A 14,954-nucleotide genomic window follows, 5' to 3' on the forward strand; every position below is an offset into this window, starting at 1 on the left:
AGCGCAGATGCCTGCGCTTGACCAGAGCCGTCGCAGGCCCCTTAGCGCATGTCGCATGTTGTCGACGCTCAAAACCGGTGCCCACTTTTGAGCAACATGCTCTAGCGCAGCTTCAGCGTCGCCAGACCGATCATCGCCAGAACAAGCGCGATGATCCAGAAGCGGATCACGATCGTTGGCTCGGCCCAGCCCTTCTTTTCATAATGATGATGGATCGGCGCCATCAGGAACACCCGCTTGCCGGTGCGTTTGAAGTAAAGCACCTGAATGATCACGCTCAGCGCTTCGGCCACGAAAAGCCCGCCGACGATGCCAAGCACCAGCTCGTGCTTGGTGGCGACCGCAATCGCGCCTAAAGCGCCGCCAAGCGCCAGCGATCCGGTATCGCCCATGAACACCGCCGCAGGCGGCGCATTATACCACAAGAACCCAAGGCCCCCGCCGACAAGCCCGGCCACGAACACAAGGATTTCCCCGGTGCCCGGCACGTAATGCAGGCCAAGGTAGTCGGTAAAATCGACCCGCCCCACCGCATAGGCGATGATGCCAAGCGCGCTTGAGGCGATCATCACCGGCATGATCGCCAGCCCGTCAAGCCCATCGGTCAGGTTGACCGCATTGGCCGCGCCCACGATCACGAACATCGCGAAGGGAATAAAGAATATCCCCATGTTCAACAGCACATCCTTGAACACCGGCAGCGCCAGCTGATACTGAAGCTCGCCGGGGTGATGATAGGTCGCCCAATAGGCCGCGATCAGGGCGATCAGAAAGCCAAGCCCAAGGCGCACCCTGCCCGACACGCCCGATACGTTCTGCTTGCTGACCTTGGCATAGTCATCGGCAAAACCGATCAATCCAAAGGCCAGCGTCACAAACAGCACCAGCCAGACATAGGGGTTATCAAGCCGCGCCCAAAGCAGCGTCGAGGTGACAAGTGCCCCCACGATAAGCAAGCCGCCCATGGTCGGCGTGCCCGACTTGGCGAAATGGCTTTCGGGCCCGTCGCTGCGGATCGGCTGGCCCTTGCCCTGACGGCGACGCAGCACGTTGATCAGCGGCTGACCGAACAGGAATCCAAAGATAAGCGCGGTCATGAAGGCCCCGCCGGCGCGAAAGGTGATATAGCGAAACAGGTTGAAGAAATCCCCGCCATCCGACCAGATGGTCAACCAATAAAGCATCTACCTGTTTCCTTTCAAAGGGCCACGCCCCGCGCGCCGCAGCGCCTCAACCACAAGGCTGACCCGGCTCCCCTTGGAGCCCTTGATCAGCACGACATCGCCCGCGTCTATCACGCGATGCGCCTGATCTGCCAGTTCTTCGGCCGTTTCGCGCCATTTTCCGCGCCGGGCCTCGGGCAAGGCCTCCCAAAGGGCACGCATGCGCGGCCCGACACAGTGAATTTCGTCGATTTTGTCGATCTCGGGCAGCGCTGCAAGATCGGCATGGAGCGCGATTTCATCAGGGCCAAGTTCAAGCATATCGCCCAGAATGGCAATCCGGCGTCCCTTCGTGACCCGCCCGACCCCGTCGCGCGGCGTGGCAGCGGCCAGCACCTCAAGCGCTGCGGCCATCGAGGTCGGGTTGGCGTTGAACGCATCGTCGATCATATCGAGCGTCAGATCCTCGTCCGCCGGATCAAGCGCCAGCGTTTCGCGGGTGCCGCGCCCGGCGGGCGGGCTCCAGCGGCCAAGGTCAAGCGGGGCCATGTCGCCATCGCCACCAAGCGCCGCCACGGCCAGCAGAACGCCAAGCCCGTTCATGGCAAAATGCCGCCCGGCGCTGTTGATCTTGAAAAGGGTCGCGACGCCGTTCACCTCGGCCTGCACCACGGTCTTGTCGTCGGAAAGGGTCGCCTCGCGCAAACGCGCGGCCTCGCCCCCCTTGCCGAAGGTCAGGATTTGCGCACCCTGCGCGCGCGCGGCGGCCAAAAGGATCGGCGTGGTCTCAAGATCGGCATTGATCACCGCGACGCCACCCGGCTCCAGCCCCTCGAAGATCGCGGCCTTTTCATGGGCGATGCCCTCGATATTCTCGAAGGCCTCAAGATGGGCGGCAGCGACGGTGGTGATCATCGCCACATGCGGGCGCGCCATGCGGGCCAGCGGGGCGATCTCGCCGGGATGGTTCATGCCGATCTCGATCACGGCGAAGTCGGTATCGACCGGCATCCGCGCCAGCGTCAGCGGCACACCCCAGTGATTGTTGTAACTGGCCTCGGCGGCATGGGTGCGGCCCTGCGTCGACAAGACATCGCGCAGCATTTCCTTGGTCGAGGTCTTGCCGACCGATCCGGTCACCGCCACGACCCGCGCTTTGGTGCGCGCGCGCCCGGCGCGCCCCAGGGCCTCAAGACCCGCTAAAACATCCTCGACAATCAACAGCGGCGCATCGGGCGCAACGCCCTCTGGTACATGGCTAACAAGCGCGGCGTCGGCGCCACCGGCAAGGGCCTGGGCGACAAAGTCGTGACCATCGCGCGCCGCCTTGAGCGCCACGAACAAATCGCCCGCCTGCAGGGTGCGCGTGTCAATCGAGACGCCATTCACCTGCCAATCGCCAACGACGCGCCCGCCGGTGGCGGCGGCGGCCTCGGCTGCACTCCAGAGCGTCACGCGAGGCCCCCGTCAAGCGCCGAAACCACGACGCTGGCCTGTTCGACATCGTCGAACGGCAGCACGTCATCGCCCACGGTCTGGCCGGTCTCATGGCCCTTGCCGCAAATCAAAAGCGCGTCACCGGGCCCAAGCGCGTCGACCCCGCGCAGGATCGCAAGCGCGCGGTCGCCGACCTCTTGCGCACCGGGACAGCCCTGCATCACCGCCGCGCGGATCACGGCCGGGTCTTCCGAGCGCGGGTTGTCATCGGTCACGATCACCTCATCTGCATTCTCACACGCCGCTTGCCCCATCAGCGGGCGCTTGGCGGCGTCGCGATCGCCCCCCGCCCCGATAATGGCAATCAGTCGGCCCATGACATGCGGGCGCAGCGCCTTGATCGCGGTCGCCACCGCGTCGGGCGTATGGGCGTAATCGACAAATACCGCCGCGCCGTTTTCACGCGTCGCGGCAAGTTGCATCCTGCCGCGCACGGTCTTCATGGCAGGCAAGGTTTCAAACACCCGATCGGCATCGGCGCCGACACCGATGGCAAGCCCTGCCGCCAAAAGGACGTTTTCCGCCTGAAACCCGCCGATCAGGTCAAGCCGGAGCTGATGCACATGACCTTCCCAGTCAAACCGCAGCACTTGACCGGTGGGATCGAAACGTTGCGCCATAAGGCGAAGGTCGGCGCCATCGCGGCGGCCCACGGTGATGATATCCTGACCACGATCAGCGGCGATCTCGGCCATGTCAACGCCGCGCGGATCATCGACATTGATCACCGCCACGCCCTCTTCGGGCAGAACGCGGGCGAAAAGCCCGGCCTTGGCGTTGAAATACTCCTCAAAGCTGGCGTGATAATCGAGGTGATCCTGGGTAAAGTTGGTAAACCCCGCCGCCGCAAGGCGCACCCCGTCAAGGCGGCTTTGCGCAAGACCGTGGCTTGAGGCCTCCATCGCCGCGTGGGTCACGCCCGCGCTCTCGCAGTCGGCCAACAGGCGATGCAGGGTGATCGGCTCGGGCGTGGTATGGGTCATCGGCGCGCTATAGGCGCCCTCGACGCCGGTGGTGCCAAGATTGACCGCCTCAAAGCCGAGCCCCTCCCAGATCTGGCGGGTAAAGGTGGCGACAGAGGTCTTGCCGTTGGTGCCGGTCACCGCGACCATGGTTTCGGGCTGGGCGCCGAACCAGAGCGCGGCGGCATAGGCCAGCGTCTGGCGCGGGTCCTGCGCAATGATCAGCGCGGCGTCGCTTGCGGCGAGTTCCTCATGGGCAATACGCGCGCCCTGTGCATCGGTCAGGATCGCGCCCGCCCCCATCCGCAAGGCATATTTGATGAACTCGCCGCCATGCACCTTGGTGCCCGGCAGGGCCGCGAACAGCGTACCTGTCCGAACCGTGCGGCTATCGACGCTTAGCCCGGTAATCTCTGCCTGCCGACCGCCCTGTGCGGTCAGGCCCAACTCTGCCAATGATCGTATCTGCCCCACCGCGCTGCCCTGTCCTGGCTTGGAGCGTGCCGCGTTCATTCGCATTCACGCGCCTTTCTCCAACCTAATGATGTCGCATGTTCGAGAAGCTCAAAACCGGTTCCCACTTTTGAGCAACATGCTCTAATTCGATGTCTGCCTTATAACAGCCAATTCTGCGGGTTCAATCTCGGGGCGCAACCCCATGAGCGGGGCGACGCGGCGGATGATTTCGGCGGCAATCGGCACGGCGGTCCAGCCGGCAGTGCGGCGCGGTTCATCGCCCGAGGTTTCGACCGGCTCGTCCAGCGTCACGACCAGCACATATTGCGGATCATGCGCCGGGAACATGCTGGCAAAGGTCGCGATGACCTTGTCCTTGTGATAGCCGCCCCCGTTTTCCTTTGGCTTGTCGGCGGTGCCGGTCTTGCCGCCCACCGCATAGCCCGCGACCTCGCCAAGGCTGGCGGTGCCGTCGGTCACCACTTCGCGCAGCATATTGCGCATCGCGGCCGAGGTCTGGGTCGAGATCACCCGCTCGCCGGGTTGGGCATCGGGCGTGCGCAGCAAGGTCGGCGTTACCCTGCGCCCGCCATTGGCAATCGTGGCATAGGCGGCGGCAAGGTGCATCGGCGTGGTCGAGAGGCCATGACCATAGGAAATCGTCATGGTCGAGAGTTCCGACCAGTTCTTCGGCAACAGCGGCTTGGAGCGCGAGGCCTCGGAAATCTCAAGCGGCGAGGGCTCCATAAAGCCAAGCTGCTCCAGAAACGAACGCTGGCGGGTGCCGCCGATTTCCATCGCCATGCGCGCCGTGCCCACGTTCGAGGATTTGACGATCACCTTTGTCACGCTCAGTTCCGGGCCATAATTGTGGAAATCGCGAATCTTGAACCGGCCCCAGGTCATCGGGCTTGTGGTGTCGATCATCGTGCCGGGCGACACCAGCCCAAGTTCGAGCGCCTGCGCGACCGCAAAGACCTTGAAGGTACTGCCAAGCTCGTAGACGCCCTGCACCGCACGATTGAACAGCGGGCTGTCGCCGGGGCTTCCGGATACCGGGGGGGCGGGGCGGTCATTGGGGTCAAAATCGGGAAGCGAGGCCACGGCCACCACTTCGCCGCTATGCACATCCATCAGGATGCCGGCCGCGCCCTTGGCGTTCATGATCTTCATGCCGCCGTAAAGCACCCGCTCCATCGCGGCCTGCACCGAGAGATCAAGCGAAAGCGTCAGCGGCTCGTGCGCACGCGCCGGATCGCGCAGGCGCTCGTCAAAGAACCGCTCGATGCCCGCAACGCCGATCACCTCGGCCGCATGCACGCCCTCGCGGCCAAAGCCGGCCCCGCCAAGCACATGCGCGGCCAGTTTCCCGTTCGGGTAAAGCCGCATTTCGCGTGGCCCGAACAACAGGCCCGGCTCGCCGATGTCATGCACCGCCTGCTTTTGCTCGGGGCTCAGCTTGCGCTTGATCCAGAGGAACTTGCGCTTGCCGGTGAAATCCTTGAGCAGGTCGTCCTGCTTGAGATCGGGGAAAATCGCGGCCAGCTTTTCGGCGGCGGTCTCGGGGTCGACCATCTGCTGGGGCTGAGCATAAAGACTATGGGTGTCAAAGTTGGTCGCAAGAATGCGGCCCTCGCGATCGACGATATCGGCGCGCTGCGCCTGAATTTGCGCGCCCGCCACGCTTGTGCGCGGCTCGCCCGGCTCGGAACTGGCCAGCACGGCCATGCGCCCGCCGACCACACCGAAGGCACCAAAGAACATCACCGCGAGCACCAAAAGTCGGCCCTCGGCGCGGCGGCGTGCCCGGTCGCGCATGTCCTCATGGCGCAGGCGGATGTTCTCGCGCTCGATGGCATCGGGGTTTTCGCCACGGTTGCGCGCGTCAAGGATACGCGCCAGCGGGCGCAGGGGTGTGCGGATCATGGCTGTTGCTCCATGCTTGAGACATCCACCGGGTCGGTGATCGGCAAAAGCGGCGGCGCCGGATAGGCGACCTGATCAATCTTGCCAAACTGATAGGGTTGCAGCGGCAAAAGCCCGAGCTTGTCGTAATTGATCTCGACCAGATCCATCAACCGCGACGGCCTGTTCAGATAGGCCCATTCAGCGTTGAGCACGCGCAGACGCTGGCGCGCCTCGCCGATCTGGGATTGCAGGCTCTGGGCATGGCTTTGCGCCTCTTGGGTGCGGTAATTCTCGCGGTAGGCCCAGAACGCCAGACCGATCACGGCAAGCGCGGTCAGGGCGCAGAAAAAGCTACGCATCAGTGGCCCCCTTTCAGGATGGGCATGCCAATCGCCTTGCGGTCGGTCTGGCCCGCCGGGGCCTCGGTGCGGACGGCCACGCGCAGCTTGGCGCTGCGCGAGCGCGGGTTTTCCGCCAATTCCTGCGGGTCGGGGCCAAGCGCCTTGCGGGTCTTGAGGATGAATTGCGGCGCGCTGCGCTCAAGCTCGGGGGCGTGACGGCTTCCGCCGCCGCCGCCGTCGGAGCGATCCTGCATAAAGCGTTTGACCATGCGGTCCTCGATCGAATGAAAGGTCACCACCGCAAGCTGTCCGCCGGGCGCAAGCGCGCGTTCAGCCGCCTCTAGCCCGGCAATGAGTTCGCCGTATTCATCGTTCACCGCAATGCGGATCGCCTGAAAGCTGCGGGTCGCGGGATGGGCCTGGTTCGGCTTGGAGCGCGGCAAGGATTTCTCAATGATCCCGGCAAGTTGCAGGGTGGTTTCAATCGGCGCCTGTTCGCGCGCCCGCACGATGTTGCGGGCAATCCGGCGGCTCGCGCGCTCTTCGCCGTAAAGATACAGGATATTTGCCAGGTCGCTTTCCTCGGCGCTATTGACCAGATCGGCGGCGCTTGGGCCGTGCTGGCTCATCCGCATATCAAGCGGGCCGTCGCGCATGAAGGAAAAGCCGCGCTCGGATTGGTCAAGCTGCATCGAGGACACGCCAAGATCTAGCACCACGCCGCTCAGGTTTTCCGCGTATTCGTCAAGCTTTGAGAAATTGCCCTGCACAAGGCGCAGGCGGTCGCCATATTGCGCGCCCCAGACCTCTGCCATTTCAAGCGCAAGCGGGTCACGATCCACGCCAATCACCTGATCCGCGCCCGCCTCAAGCAAGCCACGCGCATAGCCCCCGGCGCCAAGCGTGCCATCAAGCCAGACACCGGTGACCGGCGCAACAGCGGCCAGCAAAGGGCGCAACAGAACCGGAACATGGGGGGCAGGATCAATCGGGGGGGCCGCAGGTGCCATGGCTTAGTCCCCTTTCGCGCGATCCAACAGGATAAGCGGGTCAAAATCCTCTGGCAGCTCGTCCAGCCAGCTTTCGGTTTTCAACAGCTCTTCCTGCTCATAGGTTTCGGGCTTCCATATCTGAAAGGTGTCGCCCGCGGCGATAAAGAACGCCTCATTCTCAAGCCCGATCTTCTTGCGAAGCTTGGCCGGCAGCACGAGGCGCCCGGTCTCGTCCACGCTGGTGGGAAAGCTCTGGCCGTGAAACAACCGTTGCAGCATCTTGCGCTCGATCGAGCCACGCGGCAGAGCGTCGATCTTGTCGTCGACCTCTTCGATGGCCTCGATGGTATAGCATTCAAGATAGCTGCGGCGGTGATCGCCATAAACGATGACAAGCTCGGGGCTCAGGCCTTCGGTCCAGTTCGGATCAGAGGCCTCGATCACACGGCGAAACGGGGCCGGGATAGACACCCTGCCCTTCGCATCAACCTTGTGGTGGCCTTCACCTCTGAATCTGCGACCCACTTTACCGTTGGCCCCCATGCTAGCCCCGTTGAAATATTTGGCCCCTAAGACGCGAAAGGGCGGGTTGATCTGCTGCCACTGATCAACCCGCCTCCCTCGTCCCGCTGTGCGGGGTGTCCAGCTGCGCGCGCCACCTGGGGGGATGTCTGCTCGCTCGCGCGCCGGATCTCTGTGTTCGATGAAAGCGGGGTGCCTGTATGAAACCTGACTTGGGAGTGTGTTTCGGGGTCTTGAGCGCCCCTATTTGTTCCCGTCCTCATCGTGTAACTATTGGTACATTGGGAATTCATGGGACGCAACGATTTTTTGACCCAAGCGGCACAGGATGCCGTTTTTTCGACCCCTTAAAAACAAGATGATGCGGCATCTTTCGTCACTTTAGCACCTCATATAGAGGCACAGGCAGGAAAGGCCACAACATATGCGCAGATCATTCGCGTTGAAAAAATATCCCCCAATTTCCCATTTAATCCTGAAGACTTTGAGGAAGGGACATCATTTCCCATACTGAAAACCCGCATCAACCTTGGATTTATGCGCAAAACATCAGGAAATAAAGCCCTTCACGGCAAGGTGATTCGTATTCCGGTCACCAAAACCGCCGACCAGTGCCATCATTTCCCATATTGCGCAGCCCCCTGCCCCACAAAGCCGGACGCCCGCCAGTCGCGAGCGTGTCACGACACCGTCAGACAGACCGCAAGCACGCCCGCCGCCAAATGCAAGATCGGAGTTTTAAAAGAAAGCCCTCGGCCAAGAGCATGGATGCTCTGCGCCTCGCCGGTGATATCCGCCTGGCGGAGGCCTAGCCGACATCCTCGGCCAGCCACTTGTACATCACCAAGGCATCCACAAACCCTTGGGTCGGATGCGCAAAGGCACGCGGCAGACGGCCAACCGTCTCAAACCCAAGCTTGTGCCAAAGGTGCACCGCCCCAAGGTTAGTCGTGACCACAAAGTTGAACTGCATCGCCAGATACCCAAGCGCAAGCGCCTGCGTCTGACTGTGCCGACACATCGCCGCCGCAAGCCCGCGCCCGCGCCCGCCCGGCGCCACCATGTAGCCGCAGTTGCAGACATGCGCGCCGCCGCCCTGCTGATTGGTCTTGATGAAATAAGTGCCTATGATTTCGTCGGCCACCTCGGCCACATAGGTGGCGCGCGGCGCAACGGTCCACAGATCAAGGCTCGCGTCGCGGGTCAGACCGGGATCATAGGTATAGGTATCGCCGGCGCGGATCACGTCACGCAGAATGCCCCAGAGGGCATCGTTATCGCTCTCGCGCGCAAGGCGAATGCTGATGTCTGCGTGATCACTCATGAAACCGCCCCCCCGGGTGGCAAATAACCACGCGGGGGGCGGCAAATCAAGGCTCACTTCAGGCGTTCACGTCAACCACGACGCGGCCCTTGACCTGCCCCTTGAGGATATCGCGGCCAAGCCCCGGAAGATCGCCAAGGGTGGCGGGCACGATCATCGCCTCAAGCTTGTCCATCGGCAGATCCTTTGCGATCCGCTCCCAGGCGCGCAAACGGTTTTCATAGGGCTGCATCACGGAATCGATGCCCAAAAGGTTCACACCGCGCAGCAGGAACGGAATGACCGTCGCAGGCAGACCGGCGCCACCGGCAAGACCCACGGCCGCCACGCTGGCCCCGTATTTCATTTGCCCCAGCACCCGCGCCAGCATATCGCCGCCTACGGCATCAACACAGCCCGCCCATGTCTCGGCCTCAAGCGGGCGCTTGACGGTCTCGTTGATCTCTTCGCGCGCAACGATCTGCGTGGCGCCAAGGGATTTGAGGTAATCCGCCGTCTCGGGGCGCCCGGTCACGCCCGCAACCTCATGGCCAAGATTGGCCAGGATCGCGGTCGCAACAGAACCGACACCGCCCGCGGCCCCGGTCACAAGAACCGGCCCATGCCCGGGCACCAGCCCGTGATCCTCAAGCGCCATCACTGCCAACATCGCGGTAAAGCCCGCCGTGCCCACCGCCATCGCCTGACGTGTGCTCAACCCCTCGGGCAGCGGCACAAGCCAATCGGCCTTTGCCCGCACCTTTTGCGAATAGCCGCCCCAATGGGCCTCGCCGACGCGCCAGCCGGTCAGGACAACCTTGTCACCGGGCTTATAGCGGTCATCCGAACTCTCTTCGACGGTGCCTGCAAAATCAATGCCCGGCACATGCGGGTACTTGCGCACCAGCCCGCCGCCCGGCCCGATGCAAAGGCCATCCTTGTAATTCACCGTGGAATAGTCGACCGCGACGGTCACCTCGGCCTCGGGCAGATCATCAAGCCCGATCTGCTTGACGGCCGCGCTCGTCTTGCCGCTTTCTTCGTCCTTCTCAACAACCAATGCGTTGAACATGTCGCTTTCCTTTCCTTGGCAGAGCTTGCGCCCTGCTTCTTCTGGCTAAAAATATCCCGGGGTGTCTGAGGGGCAGAGCCCCTCAGTCCCGGATGAGTCTCAGGGTGCTCAGGCCCAGAATGTTTCGCGCACCCGCGCCGCGCGCGGCCCGTCGGGTGCCTCGACGGTCACTTCGGTCTCTGCGTCCCAATGGGTCATACGGATCATGCCAATGGCGACATTGGTGTCGAAATCCGGCGACCAGGCCGCCGAACTGACCCGCCCGACCCGCTTGCCATTTGCCGTGACCGGCCACCACCGGTCACAGCCGGGCACCGCCGGGCCGTCGATCTCGATCGCGCGGATCTGCTGCACCGGGCCTTCCTTGGCGACCCGCAGCAAGGCATCGCGCCCGACACAGCCAATCGCGGTATGGGTGTTGCAAAACTTGCCCAGCCCGCATTCATGCGGCGTGTGATCGTCGGTCATGTCATTGCCATAGCTCAGCAAGCCGCCCTCGATCCGCTCGATCAGGTTGGGACAGCCGGCATGCACATCAAGGTCTTTGCCCGCCTCCATAAGCGCGTGCCAGAGCGGCATGCCGATATCGCCACCCTCGACATAGATCTCGAACCCGCCCTGCTTTGAATAGCCCGAGCGCGCAATCACCATGTCACGGCCCTGAAAATCAAAGATGCCATAGCGGAAAAACCGCACATCGCGCACGCTGTCCCCAAACACCCGCGCCATGAGATCGTCGGCTTTCGGCCCCTGAATGGCCAGCGGGCTTACGTCCGGCTCATCCACCAGAACGTCAAGCCGCCAGCCATGTGCCGTCGCCTTGACCCAATAGAGCAGATCGCTATCGGCAATCGAAATCCACCAGCGGTCCTCGGCCAGCTTGACCGCCACCGGATCGTTGAGCATTCCGCCGGTCTCATCGACGATGGGCACATAGTAACATTGCCCCACCGTCATGCCCCGCAGATCACGCGGGGTCAGCATCTGCATCAGGCGCCCGGCATCGGGGCCGCGCAGCTCGACCTGACGTTCACAGGCCACATCCCAGATCTGCACCGCCTCCTTGAGGTGGTGATAATCCTCCTGCACAGAGCGGAACACCGTCGGCAGGAGCATGTGGTTATAGACCGTATAGGCTTTGACGCCGGCCGCCTCGACACCGTCGGAAAACGGCGTGCGGCGCAACCGGCGCGAGGGCGAAAGTAGCGCCATCAGCGGGGACCTTTCCAATCAATCTGACAGATTTCGGCGCTGCGGCCGTCAAAATCCCAGACCCGGCCAAAGGCGCGCACGCGCCCCTTGGTGGCGGTGGCAACGGTGATATCCGGCCCCATCCAGTATTCGGTGTTGGTCACGACGATATCCTCGCCCTTGTTGCCCTCAACCGGCACCACCTCGCCCTGGATCTTCTTGCCGACCATCAGGCGGCGCGCCTTGCCTTCGGTCTCAAACACCACCGGCGCGCGCTCGGCGCCGAGGAATTCGCTGACCAGTGCGCTGAACAGCCCCGTCGTGCCGCGCGCCTTGCCGCTGAAGATATTGATCAGCGCCTCATAGGTCGCATCATCGGCGCGCTCGTCGATATAGGCCGCGACCTTCCAGTTGCCGCGCCCCATCAGACCCGGAATTTCCAGCATCAGCCCGACATTAAGCCCGCCGAGGTCGAGATCGCCATACTGGCCCTCGTCGATCCGCACACCGGCCCAGGCCTGGCAATAGCCCTCGGTGGGCGGGTGTTTGCCAAGGCTGACAACGCAGGGGCAAAAGACCGTGCAGTTACAGTTGAGGATCAATTCCCCCTTGATGGTCCAGGGCACAGTGCCCAGTTCGTCCAGTGCCATGTTGCGGCCTCCTCCAGATTATAGTGTTGTCAGTAAGACCCACGCCGCCCCCGCCAAAAGAGCGACACCAAGCGGCCGGGTCAGCCAGCGGCCCAGATCAGGCAGCTTTTCCAGCACCATGATCAAGGTCGCCAATCCCATGAAAGCGATGTTCATCACGCCGCCGACAAAGGCCAGCATCATCAGCGCCCAACAACAGCCAAGGCACACAAGCCCAAGCCGCACGCCGTTGCGCCAAGCGCCCTCATCCCAATACTGCATGAAGAACGACAGCGGTCGGCGGCATTTCGAAAGGCAGGCCTCTTTCGCCGGGCTGAACTGATACAGCCCCGCCACCGCCAGAAGCGTCGCCGAGAAAGCGCCCGAGCGGCTGTCGCCGAAGGCGCTGATCAGCTCGGCCTGAAACAGCGCCATCTGCGCGCCCGCCGCCAGCAGGGAAAAGCCAAGCCAGACCACCATATAACCTGCAACCAGCAGGCCAAACCGCGTCTGGCCGGTATGTGACAGGTCGTCGTAAGTGGCAAAAGCCGGCAAGGCCGTGGGCGCCATCATCGCCGCCGACATCAGCGCCCACATCACCGTTATGCGCCAGAACCCGGCGGCGTCGGGGGTCACGATGCACAGGCTGGCAAGGAAATCTCCGCCATAGAGAACCGCCCCCGCCCGCAGATCTTCGGGCAGCGCCATGGCGTAAAGCAGGCCCCAGGCTGCGGCGATCAGGCCGAACAGCGTCAGCCAGTGCACCCCCGTCATCCGCCTTACCTGGGTTGAAAACATCGCCATTCCTCGCGAATCATAGCTTGCAAAGAAAATGTCAGACAATTAAATGTATGACAAATGAAAATTGATCCCGACAACAAGGCCGACCTCTCGGCACAGATCGCCAAGGCGATCCGCGACGCCATCGTCAGCGGAGACATGATCGTCGATCAGCGCCTGCCCTCGGAGGCAGAGCTTGCCGATCAGTTCGCGGTCTCACGCTCGACCGTGCGCGAGGCACTCAAGCGACTGGCGGCGCAATCGCTGATCCGCACACAGCGGGGCGCCTTTGGCGGGGCGTTCGTCAATCGCCTGAGCTATGAAGAGGCTTACGGCGATCAGATCACCACCGCCACGCTTCTCTTGTCGATGAACGCCATCAGCTTTGATGTCGCCTGTGAGGCGCGCTATGCGCTTGAGCGGGCCTGTACAACGCTTTCGGCAGAGCGGCGCACCGCCGATATTCTGGCCACGATGCGTGCCGAAATCCACCGGCAGGGTCAGCCGGGCCTCAGCGACGAGAGCTTTTGCGCTTCTGACGTGGCCTTTCACCGCGCACTTGTTGATGGCGCGGGCAACCCGGTGCTGTCCTATCAGCTTGCAGGCGCGGTCGAGGCGATGCAGCCGCTGATGAACATGATCACCTTCACCGCCCGCTCGCGCGAAGCGATTGTCGGCCTGCACACCCGCATCGCCGACGCGCTTGAGGCACACGCGCCCGAGGCGGCGCAAGAAGCGCTTCACGAGCTTGAGGCCTACACACTTCATCTGGGGCAAGACGTGATGGCCGCGCGCAACAAGGACCGTGCCGCAGGATGAGAGCTCAGAATTTGAGTATTTAGGGAACGATGAAAGGCTGGGTTCAAGCAGCAACCTCGATTATTACCCGCAATTAGTCTTTGTTCTTATGGTCTTTCCGGGCTAGGTACGCGGCCAATCTGTAATTGGAAACGATCCGCGCGATGGCCGATCTTCTCACTTTTGAAAACCTTGGTAACCTGTTGATGCTGTGTTTCCTGCAGGCGGTTCTGGGGTTTGACAACCTTTTGTACATCTCGATTGAATCGCAACGCGCGCCGGTTGCCCACCAAAAAGCAGTGCGGTTCTGGGGCATCATCATCGCCGTGGCGCTTCGGGTTGTGCTGTTGTTCGCGATGATCCGGCTGATTGACGCGATGGCAGAGCCGTTCTTCGTGTTCAACTGGGTCGGCATCCTCGAAGGTGGGATCAACTTTGCCACCTGCGTCTTTATCCTCGGCGGGGTGTTCATAATCTACACCGCCGTCAAGGAGATAAGCCACATGCTCTCGATCGAGCATCTGGATACGGACATGGGCAACAAATCCGGCAAATCGGCGACGCGGGTCGTGGTGCTTATCGTGATGATGAACCTGATCTTCTCGTTTGACTCGGTTCTCTCGGCGCTTGCCATCACCAAGGTGTTCCCGATCCTCGCCGCCGCGATCCTGCTTTCGGGGCTGGCGATGCTTGTTCTGGCCGACGGGGTGACGCTGTTCTTGCAGAAAAACCGCATGTACGAGGTGCTGGGCCTGTTCATCCTGCTGATCGTCGGCGTGGTTCTTTTGGGCGAGGCCGGACAGGCGGCGGCGCATGCGGTGCATGACGACACGCTGGCGCTTCGGTTCTTTGGCTACGAGGTGGTGCCGATGTCGAAGTCGACCTTCTACTTCTCGGTTGTGGTGCTCTTCCTGGTCGAGATCATCCAATCCGGATACACCCGCAAACTCAACGCCGAGCGGCGCGCCACCGCGCAGCACAACGGATAGCTCAAACCCGGTCCGAGCGATTGCAATTGAGTATTTGAAGAACGATGAAAGCCCCAGCTCAGACTTTCATCGTTCCAAAAATACTGAACCACTACCGGCTGGCGCCGGTAGGATCAGCGATGTGCTGTTCCAGGTACTGAAGATGGGGTGGTTGCCGCCCTCCCCTGACGGCATCGCAATGTGCCAAGATGGTGGTCTGTAGACCATCTAACGGAGAGGACGGCAAAATGAAGGATACAATGATTGGTGTAGATCTGGCGAAGAGTATTTTCCAGGTTCACGGGGCATTGCTGTCGGGGAAGGAACAATTCCGCAAAAAACTGACACGGCCCCAGTTCTGGAAATTCATGT

At 62.3% G+C, this 14,954-nt stretch carries 14 protein-coding genes and 1 pseudogene; 3 read left to right on the plus strand and 12 right to left on the minus strand.

What is annotated here, in order from left to right:
- Window positions 1-101 precede the first annotated feature (101 nt).
- The 12 genes from mraY to ROG8370_RS09485 all read right to left on the minus strand — a co-directional run bounded on the left by mraY (window position 102) and on the right by ROG8370_RS09485 (window position 12,810).
- Complete coding sequence (mraY, locus tag ROG8370_RS09430; RefSeq protein WP_085826834.1) at window positions 102-1,184, minus strand: phospho-N-acetylmuramoyl-pentapeptide-transferase; 1,083 nt, start codon at window positions 1,182-1,184, stop codon at window positions 102-104.
- Window positions 1,185-2,618, minus strand: a complete 1,434-nt coding sequence (locus tag ROG8370_RS09435) for a UDP-N-acetylmuramoyl-tripeptide--D-alanyl-D-alanine ligase (protein ID WP_085826835.1) — start codon at window positions 2,616-2,618, stop codon at window positions 1,185-1,187.
- Window positions 2,615-4,141 carry a UDP-N-acetylmuramoyl-L-alanyl-D-glutamate--2,6-diaminopimelate ligase gene (locus tag ROG8370_RS09440; RefSeq protein ID WP_245827294.1) on the minus strand — a complete coding sequence of 509 codons (1,527 nt, stop codon included), beginning with the start codon at window positions 4,139-4,141 and terminating at the stop codon, window positions 2,615-2,617. The genes ROG8370_RS09435 and ROG8370_RS09440 overlap by 4 nt, the downstream gene beginning before the upstream one ends.
- Before the next feature lie 78 nt (window positions 4,142-4,219).
- A complete protein-coding gene (locus ROG8370_RS09445; protein ID WP_085826837.1) occupies window positions 4,220-6,004 on the minus strand; it encodes a peptidoglycan D,D-transpeptidase FtsI family protein in 1,785 nt (594 codons plus the stop codon).
- Window positions 6,001-6,345 carry a cell division protein FtsL gene (gene ftsL, locus ROG8370_RS09450; RefSeq protein ID WP_170925214.1) on the minus strand — a complete coding sequence of 115 codons (345 nt, stop codon included), beginning with the start codon at window positions 6,343-6,345 and terminating at the stop codon, window positions 6,001-6,003. The genes ROG8370_RS09445 and ftsL overlap by 4 nt, the downstream gene beginning before the upstream one ends.
- Window positions 6,345-7,337, minus strand: a complete 993-nt coding sequence (gene rsmH, locus ROG8370_RS09455; RefSeq protein ID WP_085826839.1) for a 16S rRNA (cytosine(1402)-N(4))-methyltransferase RsmH — start codon at window positions 7,335-7,337, stop codon at window positions 6,345-6,347. The genes ftsL and rsmH overlap by 1 nt, the downstream gene beginning before the upstream one ends.
- 3 nt (window positions 7,338-7,340) lie before the next feature.
- Window positions 7,341-7,844, minus strand: coding sequence for a division/cell wall cluster transcriptional repressor MraZ (gene mraZ / locus ROG8370_RS09460; RefSeq protein WP_073195632.1), 504 nt, complete (start codon window positions 7,842-7,844; stop codon window positions 7,341-7,343).
- 805 nt (window positions 7,845-8,649) lie between these two features.
- Window positions 8,650-9,165, minus strand: coding sequence for a GNAT family N-acetyltransferase (locus ROG8370_RS09465; RefSeq protein WP_085826840.1), 516 nt, complete (start codon window positions 9,163-9,165; stop codon window positions 8,650-8,652).
- A 58-nt stretch (window positions 9,166-9,223) separates the two neighbouring features.
- Window positions 9,224-10,216 carry an acryloyl-CoA reductase gene (gene acuI, locus ROG8370_RS09470; RefSeq protein ID WP_085826841.1) on the minus strand — a complete coding sequence of 331 codons (993 nt, stop codon included), beginning with the start codon at window positions 10,214-10,216 and terminating at the stop codon, window positions 9,224-9,226.
- 108 nt (window positions 10,217-10,324) lie between these two features.
- Window positions 10,325-11,428 (minus strand): dimethylsulfoniopropionate demethylase, encoded by a 1,104-nt coding sequence (locus ROG8370_RS09475; RefSeq protein ID WP_085826842.1) that lies wholly within the window; start codon window positions 11,426-11,428, stop codon window positions 10,325-10,327.
- A complete protein-coding gene (locus ROG8370_RS09480; protein WP_085826843.1) occupies window positions 11,428-12,057 on the minus strand; it encodes a DUF1326 domain-containing protein in 630 nt (209 codons plus the stop codon). The genes ROG8370_RS09475 and ROG8370_RS09480 overlap by 1 nt, the downstream gene beginning before the upstream one ends.
- An 18-nt stretch (window positions 12,058-12,075) precedes the next feature.
- Window positions 12,076-12,810 (minus strand): DUF2182 domain-containing protein, encoded by a 735-nt coding sequence (locus ROG8370_RS09485; RefSeq protein ID WP_085826851.1) that lies wholly within the window; start codon window positions 12,808-12,810, stop codon window positions 12,076-12,078.
- Window positions 12,811-12,894: 84 nt separating this feature from the next.
- On the opposite strand from ROG8370_RS09485, the gene ROG8370_RS09490 reads away from it, so the two are divergent.
- The 3 genes and pseudogenes from ROG8370_RS09490 to ROG8370_RS21405 all read left to right on the plus strand — a co-directional run.
- A complete protein-coding gene (locus tag ROG8370_RS09490) occupies window positions 12,895-13,635 on the plus strand; it encodes a FadR/GntR family transcriptional regulator (protein ID WP_085826844.1) in 741 nt (246 codons plus the stop codon).
- 143 nt (window positions 13,636-13,778) lie between these two features.
- Window positions 13,779-14,603, plus strand: a complete 825-nt coding sequence (locus ROG8370_RS09495; protein WP_085826852.1) for a TerC family protein — start codon at window positions 13,779-13,781, stop codon at window positions 14,601-14,603.
- 227 nt (window positions 14,604-14,830) lie between these two features.
- Window positions 14,831-14,954, plus strand: a pseudogene (locus tag ROG8370_RS21405) (IS110 family RNA-guided transposase); the annotation flags it as partial.

The organism is Roseovarius gaetbuli, assembly GCF_900172365.1.
In the GTDB taxonomy this organism is placed as follows: Bacteria; Pseudomonadota; Alphaproteobacteria; order Rhodobacterales; family Rhodobacteraceae; genus Roseovarius; species Roseovarius gaetbuli.

Bases quoted from the DNA above. Each gene is read 5' to 3' on its own strand.
- rsmH (WP_085826839.1), bottom strand. From the start codon at position 7,337: ATGGCACCTGCGGCCCCCCCGATTGATCCTGCCCCCCATGTTCCGGTT.
- ROG8370_RS09440 (WP_245827294.1), bottom strand. From the start codon at position 4,141: ATGCGAATGAACGCGGCACGCTCCAAGCCAGGACAGGGCAGCGCGGTG.
- mraY (WP_085826834.1), bottom strand. From the start codon at position 1,184: ATGCTTTATTGGTTGACCATCTGGTCGGATGGCGGGGATTTCTTCAAC.
- ROG8370_RS09465 (WP_085826840.1), bottom strand. From the start codon at position 9,165: ATGAGTGATCACGCAGACATCAGCATTCGCCTTGCGCGCGAGAGCGAT.
- ROG8370_RS09495 (WP_085826852.1), top strand. From the start codon at position 13,779: ATGGCCGATCTTCTCACTTTTGAAAACCTTGGTAACCTGTTGATGCTG.
- ROG8370_RS09485 (WP_085826851.1), bottom strand. From the start codon at position 12,810: ATGACGGGGGTGCACTGGCTGACGCTGTTCGGCCTGATCGCCGCAGCC.
- ROG8370_RS09445 (WP_085826837.1), bottom strand. From the start codon at position 6,004: ATGATCCGCACACCCCTGCGCCCGCTGGCGCGTATCCTTGACGCGCGC.
- ROG8370_RS09480 (WP_085826843.1), bottom strand. From the start codon at position 12,057: ATGGCACTGGACGAACTGGGCACTGTGCCCTGGACCATCAAGGGGGAA.
- ftsL (WP_170925214.1), bottom strand. From the start codon at position 6,345: ATGCGTAGCTTTTTCTGCGCCCTGACCGCGCTTGCCGTGATCGGTCTG.
- ROG8370_RS09490 (WP_085826844.1), top strand. From the start codon at position 12,895: ATGAAAATTGATCCCGACAACAAGGCCGACCTCTCGGCACAGATCGCC.
- ROG8370_RS09475 (WP_085826842.1), bottom strand. From the start codon at position 11,428: ATGGCGCTACTTTCGCCCTCGCGCCGGTTGCGCCGCACGCCGTTTTCC.
- acuI (WP_085826841.1), bottom strand. From the start codon at position 10,216: ATGTTCAACGCATTGGTTGTTGAGAAGGACGAAGAAAGCGGCAAGACG.